We start from the raw sequence: 7610 nt of genomic DNA on the forward strand, positions 1-7610 counted from the left end.
CTGCTCCCCTGCCCCTCTGCTCCCCTGCTCTATTTTCCCGGTGTCTGGCGAAACATAGCAATCACTAAACAGATAATTCCCACATTAATAAAAACATCTGCCAGATTGAATACAGGAAAGCGGATGAGCCGAAAATCTAGGAAATCTACCACATAACCGTTGACAAATCGGTCGATACCGTTACCCAGTGCCCCCCCCAAAATAAATCCATAGCCCAACTGCTCAAACCGCTTAAGCGGTGGACCTAACCAGGCGAGGGCGATTAAACCTACACTGACAATTAATGACAGCCAACGCAACCAACCGCCTCCCTGACTGAAGAGGCTAAATGCTGCACCTGTATTAGTCACGTAGGTAAAGTGAAAAACGCCCGCCCACAAAGGCAGCGTCTCGTATAGATTGAAATCCTGCACGACCCAATATTTAGTCAATTGATCCAGAATCAGACTGACAGTAGCGGCAACCCAGAAGAGGCGATTTTTTCCCATAAACTAATAAAACATCAGTTGCCGCAGGGCGTAGGCTAAAACAGTGACAGCACAGGCAACAGCTAGCTGTCCTGGTAGGGGATAGAGTGAATATTTCCAAATTGCATCAAGCAAGGATAAACCATCCATACTAGCCATGTTGAAAATCAGGTGGAAAACAATCAAATAGCCTAAACCATAGATATGGATGGTTAAAAGACCGCAAATGCAGCTAAAGGCTAGGGATTCCAATCTCAGGGGAACTCGAAAAGACAGAAAACCGCACACCCAAGCCCCGGCAATAAAACCCAACAAGTAACCAAAACTGGGTTCTTTCAAGTAGCCAAGTCCACCGCCTTGATCAAAGACTGGCAGATTTAAACCTAAAACGACGTAAGCAATTTGAGAAAGGGCTCCGGCATTTTTGCCCCCTAAACAACCCGCTAGTAGTACAGCGCCAATCTGACAGGTAACACCCAGCGATACGGTGTGAACTCCGTCTGACCAAGCCCAAGGCGGATTAGTCACGAAGGCTTCCAAAAACGTGCCGCCGATTGTAAGCAGTAAGCCAATTAATGCCCATATCAATTCGTTGGGAGCAGACACTTCTGATGGTAATGGATCTAGACTCCCATTCTATACCCGATGGAAAGGAGATTTTCCGGGAATCGGTGACTCGATTGGACGAATGGCTGGACTTGTAATAATCACGCTTAACCCTCTAATTGCACTGAGCGATTGGGTGACGACCCCAATCCGGACACGCAATATATTATCAGGACTCATGCACTCTTATTTAAGGGTGATGTTATCTTTTCTGGCAAACGATATAATTTCATGGGCTTAGATCGAATTAAGTCCTTGAGGTTTTGGTGCAAATGCTTTTCCGTCTCAATCCAACTCGTCTGGTTGGCTCAATCGTCATGATGATTCTGGCATCCAGTCTGGCAGCTTGCAGTTGGAGGGATGGTCAAGAGGTTAAAATTCCCGATGGGGACGAGGGTAAGGAAAAATTAATCCTAGCTGGAAATTTACGGCTCATGGGTGCTGGCGCGTCGTTTCCAGCGCCCCTCTACCAACATTGGTTTATTGATTTCAAGAAGGTACATCCCCAAGTTGAGATTAATTACCAGTCGGTTGGCAGTGAGGTGGGTATTCAGAAGTTTGTGGCTGGCGCTGTAGATTTTGGCGCTACCAATATTGCTATGACGGACGAAGACATCGCTCAGTTGGATAAAAATGTTTTGTGGTTGCCGATGGCGGGGGGTAGTATTGCCCTAGCCTACAACCTTCCAGGGATGGAAACAGAACTGAAACTGACCAGAGAAGTCTACATTGATATCTTTTTGGGTAAAATCCAAAACTGGAACCACCCAAAACTTGCTGAAGCTAATCCTGACGTTTTATTACCAGACAAGCCCATTACCGTAATTTACCAATCTCAGAAAAGCGATACCACTCAGGTTTTTACGAAACATCTGAGTGCTATTAGTGATGAGTGGAAAAATACAGTGGCAAAAAATCAGACTCTGGAGTTGCCGCTAGATGCTTTTATTCGTGCAGAAGGCAATGGAGATGCTACTGCTAAAATTCAGCAAACTGAAGGAGCGATTGGTTATGTCGATTACAGCTACGTTGCACTAGAAGACTTAAAAGTTGCTGCCTTAGAAAATCGAGCGGCTAATTTTGTGATGCCGACACAAGAGTCAGTCTCGGAAAGCTTGGCAGGGATAGAACTACCAAAAGGTTTACACGTTTCCATTACTGACCCGCCAGGAAGCCAGTCCTATCCCCTCGTTACTTACAGTTGGATGCTTGCCTACAACAATTATTCTAATCCTGACAAAGCTAAAACGATAGAGGCAATGGTCGAATATGGTTTAACTGAAGGTCAGAAGGTCAGTGCCAAATTAGGGTATGTGCCTTTACCCGATCAAGTTATTGAAAAGGTCGCAGCCGTTGCTGATGAAATTAGCCGAGATTACAAAATCGACCTTAGCCAATCTCAGTAAAGTTCTAGAACACCCCATAATACTCTTTTTATTGAACGTTGCAACTCAATTTAAGATTTTAGTGGGGGACTTAGGGTCAAAAGGTTAAATTTAGCGATCGCAACCCGATTTTAATCATTGCCTTAACCTCATCTTTACGCGGGAGTAGTATTCTTAGAAACCGTGATTCCTTGATAAACTCCGAAAAATATCCCATGCTGTCTCAAAAAACTTGTTTGGTATCTCTGCTCTCAATTGCAGCTTTGGCATTGGGAGTAGTCTCCTGTGGTAATAATGAATCCGCTACGAGTGGTAATGGCGAAACCGAGCAAGCGGCGACTAACGCTGATTTGTCTGGCGACATTGCCATTGATGGTTCTAGTACGGTGTTCCCCATCACCGAAGCAATGGCAGAAGAATTTCAAAAGCTTAATTCCAAGGTTAGAGTTACGGTGGGCGTGTCGGGTACAGGCGGCGGCTTCAAGAAATTCTGTGCTGGGGAAACGGATATTTCCGACGCATCCCGCCCAATTAAGAAAGAAGAAATCGAAGCTTGTGAAAAAGCCGGAATTGAATACGTCGAACTTCCTGTCGCCTACGATGCTATCTCTGTGGTAGTCAATCCCAAAAATGATTGGGCTACTTGCTTGACGGTTGAAGAATTGAACAAAATTTGGGCACCGGATGCTCAGGGTAAAGTTACCAATTGGAATCAAGTGCGGTCTAGCTTTCCTGACCAAGAAATCAGCTTATACGGTCCGGGAACGGATTCCGGTACGTTTGATTACTTCACAGATGCGGTTAATGGAAAAGAAGGAGCTAGCCGGGGTGACTATACCGCTAGCGAAGATGATAATGTAATTGTGCAGGGTGTCTCTAATGGCGAAGGCGCAATAGGTTACTTTGGTTTGGCGTATTACGAAGAAAATCAAGGCAGCCTCAAAGCCGTTACAATTGATGACGGTGATCCGAGCAACGGTGAAGGTTGTGTTACTCCCAGTGCTGCAACCGTTGAGGATAGCACCTATCAACCCTTGGCTCGCCCAATTTTTATCTACGTCAAAAAAGACGCGATTTCTCGTGCGCCCGTTGCAGAATTCGTTAATTTCTACTTGCAGAAAGACAACGGCGAATTGGTCAAACAAGTGGGCTATATTCCGATGCCAGAGCCAGTCTATGATGCCGTCCAAGCTCGCTTTGAGAATCAGAAGACAGGGAGTCTGTTTGACGGGGGTTCTACCGTTGGCGTAAAAATCAAAGACATTTTGGAGAAAGAGGAAGCCGGTAAATAAACTCAATCGAGTATATTCGCCCCTCACCAGAGCCTAATAGTCATTTACGACAGGGGCTCACTTAGGCTAGCCCCCAGGAGCTAGCCTGATACCATTTCTCCAGCATCGGGCTATATGGGGTTAGGAGTAGCGATCGCTACTATCTAGATTACTAGTGTAGGTGTGGCATCGATGACAGTGAAATGATGAAACTCTCGTATTCACCTAGAGAATAGACAGCTTACTCTTATGAGTACCCGTTCCTCACCGTTAGAACGCTCCCGTCATGCAGAAATCTGGCAACCCAACCGCACCCTAAACAAATGGGTTCAGGGGACAGTCGTCGGTGTCTTTGGCTTGTTTGCCCTAGTCTCCGTCCTCACCACATTTGGTATTGTAATTACCTTGGTGGTGGATGCTATCCCCTTTTTCCAGGAAGTGCCGATTTCAAATTTCCTATTCGATACTGAATGGACGCCCCTATTCACGAACAAACAGTATGGTATTTTTGTCCTAATTTGCGCCACATTTTTGACCTCTGCGATCGCAATTGCGGTTGCCTTACCCCTTGGATTGCTCTCTGCTATCTGCTTGAGTGAGTATGCACCACGCCGAATGCGTCGCTGGCTCAAACCCGCTCTGGAAATTCTAGCAGGGGTGCCGACGGTGGTTTACGGTTATTTTGCACTACTATTCGTGACACCTATCTTACAAAAGATTATTCCGGGAATAGAACCGTTCAACTCCTTAAGTGCTGGCATCGTCATGGGCATTGCTATCCTGCCGATGGTGGCATCGTTGAGCGAAGATGCAATTTATGCCGTTCCCTCCAGCTTACGACAGGGAGCTTACGCCCTCGGAGCAACCAAGCGGGAAGTAATCACAGGTGTTGTTATACCCGGTGCTCTATCCGGTATTGTGGCTTCGTTTATTCTGGCAATCTCCCGTGCTGTCGGTGAGACGATGATTGTAACCATTGCTGCCGGTCAAAGTCCAAATCTGACCCTTAATCCTTTGGTGCCAGTTGCGACGATGACTTCCTTCATTGTGCAAGTCAGCTTGGGAGATGCACCTGCTGGTTCTTTGGCATTTAAAGCGATTTATGCGGTTGGCTTAACCCTGTTCGTCATTACCTTAGGGTTGAACGTTTTCAGCTTCTGGTTTGTCCGTCGCTTTCAACAAAAATACGAATGACAACTCAAGATTCTTCCAATCCCACTCAAGATACGCCCTTTGAGCAAAAACAGAACTTCGATTTTGCCCTCGGACGACGCTATAAACTCGACAAGGCTTTTGAAATTGCAAGCTGGGCGGCAGTGATTATTAGTCTTGTCGTCCTCGTTGTTTTGCTAGTCGATGTGTTCATAGATGCTTTCCCACGCCTAGACTGGACTTTGCTAAGCGAATTTCCCTCTCGCTTCCCAGAAAAAGCCGGTCTGAAGTCAGCCCTAGTAGGGACGATTTGGCTGATGGTGCTGACAGCCTTGCTCACCTTTCCCCTAGGGGTTGGAGCGGGGATTTTCTTAGAAGAATTTGTTAAAGATACCTGGTACGCCAAAGTCATTGAGGTAAATATTGCCAATCTAGCAGCCGTTCCCTCTATCATTTACGGTTTACTGGGTTTGGCTGTTTTTGTGCGGCTGATAGAGCCGATTACAGGAGGGCGCAGCGTTCTAGCCGGTGCGATGACTCTTAGCCTGCTGGTTCTACCGATTGTGATTGTTTCCACCAGGGAAGCTCTGCGGGCAGTACCGTCTAGCCTGCGTCAAGCGGGTTTTGCTTTGGGAGCAACGCGCTGGCAGGTGATTCGGGAGCAAATTTTTCCCCTAGCGTTTCCGGGAATGTTGACTGGAACCATTCTTGCCCTATCCCGTGCGATTGGTGAAACGGCACCCCTAATTACCATTGGGGCTTTAACCTTTATTGCCTTTTTGCCTCCCATGTCTTTGGAAGGTTTGCAAACTCCTTTTACCGCCCTGCCCATTCAAATTTTCAACTGGGTTTCCCGTCCTCAAGAAGGATTCCATACAGCGGCAGCCGCTGGTATTATTGTACTAATGGTGGTGTTGTTAGTGATGAATGCAACAGCTATCTGGTTGCGCAATAAGTTTCAGAAAGAAATGTAATGCACAACATCAATTATTCTGTTGATGGAGCAAGAATAAAGCGGGCAAGCTCCATTGACAAACCTGTCGCCTGCACAAAATCAAGACAGGTTGATATAGCAATTCCTATTTAAGTGAGATCGTCTTTCCTACTCCCTGAAATCCAGGGCTTTGTACCTCACCCGATAGAGAAACAAAATAGTACTGTTTTTCTGATTTTTACCCCTGAAAGGTCATGGTTTCTAATTATTCAAATGAAGTGGCGACAGAAACAGTTTTTAAGGTAGAAAATGTCTCCGTTTTCTACGGCTCCTTTGAGGCAGTTAAGGGTGTCAATCTGTATATCCCAGAAAATCAAATTACTGCCTTTATTGGTCCTTCTGGCTGTGGAAAGAGTACCCTGCTGAGATGCTTTAATCGATTAAACGATTTGATTCCAGCGGCGCACGTTCAGGGAAAAATTACCTATAAGGGAGAAGATTTGTATCGAAAGGGAGTCGATGCGGTAGAAGTGCGTCGCCGCATTGGAATGGTGTTCCAAAAACCCAATCCTTTTCCGAAATCGATTTATGATAATATTGCCTTTGGAGCCAGGATCAACGGCTACCGAGGTGAAATGGATGATTTGGTAGAGCGATCGCTCCGGCAAGCCGCCCTTTGGGATGAGGTCAAAGATAAACTCAAAGAAAATGGCTTATCCCTGTCGGGTGGACAGCAACAGCGTTTGTGTATTGCGCGTGCGGTAGCCATTGAGCCAGAAGCCATTCTGATGGATGAACCTTGTTCTGCTCTTGACCCCATTTCTACCCTACGGGTTGAGGAATTGCTCAACGAACTTAAAGAAAATTACACGATTGTTATTGTTACCCACAATATGCAACAAGCGACGCGGGTAGCCGATATGACTGCTTTCTTCAACGCGAAAGCAACAGACAAAGGTGGGAAGCAAGGCTACTTGGTAGAATTTGACCAAACGGAACAAATCTTCCAAAACCCCAAAGAGGAAGCCACGAGAGATTATGTGAGCGGACGGTTTGGTTAAGAAAAAAGTTGTCGTGTAGCCTCTTGGGTTGTCTGCAATTGAGGTAGGAGAGCAGAGGCTTATTGGTTCAGGGGTTTCTTTTCTCAGCTTGCTGTCCTTTTGAGCATTAGGTCAATTTATTCTGGCGATCGCACAATGTCACCTGCCATCGACAGCTCATGTTGCCTGTCCTACGGGATGATTTATTTTTGGGAGTGTATAAAAAATGCCTCATTTTATGACGCAAATTCAAGGTGCGATCGCTTTCTGTTGGTGAAACTTGAATGGCTCCAGCCCGACAATCTCGCAGCCAAAGACTAACGGCTCGTCCAATAACACCTTGACTACTTTCTCGCGGCGGCATTGGAGGGCGTCCCAGCGCCGACGAACCAATTCGGGTAAACATCATCGCCAAGCGCCAACCCGTATCAGTCTGAACTAGAAACAACCAGTGGAAATTCTGGAATTCAACCGCCTTGTCTTTCTGATACTGCCGCTCTAGGGTTGTGAAAAAAACTTGCTGGGGAGGTTCCACATCAGCAGTTGGGGCAGGGGGTTCATAGACACCAGGTCCGAGGGTGAGGGGTTTAAACTCCGGTCGTCCTGCCACAATAACATAACTAAATTGATCCACAGCTCTTTCCAAGCGTCGCGATCGCTGCATCACTCGGTTCGCATAGCTAGGTAAATCTTGTAGCAATAGAGAGGTTAAAGTCTCTACATCTGCCGGACAGGTTGGGGATTGTGCAAAGAGG

9 protein-coding genes are annotated in these 7610 nt (G+C 46.4%); 5 read left to right on the top strand and 4 right to left on the bottom strand.

Annotated features, from left to right (window positions below; all coding sequences use genetic code 11):
* Nucleotides 1–29: 29 nt before the first annotated feature.
* Genes lspA through IQ257_RS28110 form a run of 3 tightly spaced genes read right to left on the bottom strand, consistent with a single transcriptional unit; the run spans nucleotide 30 to nucleotide 1253 of the window.
* Nucleotides 30–488: a signal peptidase II gene (gene lspA / locus IQ257_RS28100; RefSeq protein ID WP_193881615.1), complete on the bottom strand. Its 459-nt coding sequence runs from the start codon at nucleotides 486–488 to the stop codon at nucleotides 30–32.
* A 3-nt stretch (nucleotides 489–491) separates the two neighbouring features.
* A complete protein-coding gene (locus IQ257_RS28105; RefSeq protein ID WP_193881619.1) occupies nucleotides 492–1073 on the bottom strand; it encodes a biotin transporter BioY in 582 nt (193 codons plus the stop codon).
* A 30-nt stretch (nucleotides 1074–1103) separates the two neighbouring features.
* Nucleotides 1104–1253, bottom strand: a complete 150-nt coding sequence (locus IQ257_RS28110) for a hypothetical protein (RefSeq protein ID WP_193881622.1) — start codon at nucleotides 1251–1253, stop codon at nucleotides 1104–1106.
* A 92-nt stretch (nucleotides 1254–1345) separates the two neighbouring features.
* On the opposite strand from IQ257_RS28110, the gene pstS reads away from it, so the two are divergent.
* The 5 genes from pstS to pstB all read left to right on the top strand — a co-directional run bounded on the left by pstS (nucleotide 1346) and on the right by pstB (nucleotide 6876).
* Nucleotides 1346–2479, top strand: a complete 1134-nt coding sequence (gene pstS / locus IQ257_RS28115; RefSeq protein ID WP_193881625.1) for a phosphate ABC transporter substrate-binding protein PstS — start codon at nucleotides 1346–1348, stop codon at nucleotides 2477–2479.
* A gap of 194 nt (nucleotides 2480–2673) precedes the next feature.
* The gene (locus IQ257_RS28120) at nucleotides 2674–3750 is read left to right on the top strand and encodes a PstS family phosphate ABC transporter substrate-binding protein (protein WP_193881627.1); all 1077 of its coding nucleotides are present in this window, start codon (nucleotides 2674–2676) and stop codon (nucleotides 3748–3750) included.
* A gap of 228 nt (nucleotides 3751–3978) precedes the next feature.
* Nucleotides 3979–4923: a phosphate ABC transporter permease subunit PstC gene (gene pstC / locus IQ257_RS28125; protein ID WP_193881630.1), complete on the top strand. Its 945-nt coding sequence runs from the start codon at nucleotides 3979–3981 to the stop codon at nucleotides 4921–4923.
* On the top strand, nucleotides 4920–5855 hold the full coding sequence (pstA, locus tag IQ257_RS28130; protein WP_193881633.1) for a phosphate ABC transporter permease PstA: 936 nt from the start codon (nucleotides 4920–4922) through the stop codon (nucleotides 5853–5855). The genes pstC and pstA overlap by 4 nt, the downstream gene beginning before the upstream one ends.
* A gap of 214 nt (nucleotides 5856–6069) precedes the next feature.
* Nucleotides 6070–6876, top strand: coding sequence for a phosphate ABC transporter ATP-binding protein PstB (pstB, locus tag IQ257_RS28135; RefSeq protein WP_193881636.1), 807 nt, complete (start codon nucleotides 6070–6072; stop codon nucleotides 6874–6876).
* Between the two features lie 106 nt (nucleotides 6877–6982).
* Here the strand turns inward: pstB and IQ257_RS28140 are convergent.
* On the bottom strand, nucleotides 6983–7610 hold a 628-nt coding region (locus tag IQ257_RS28140; protein WP_193933408.1), incomplete at its 5' end, for a hypothetical protein.

Source organism: Coleofasciculus sp. LEGE 07092 (genome assembly GCF_015207375.1).
Classification (GTDB): domain Bacteria; phylum Cyanobacteriota; class Cyanobacteriia; order Cyanobacteriales; family Coleofasciculaceae; genus LEGE-07092.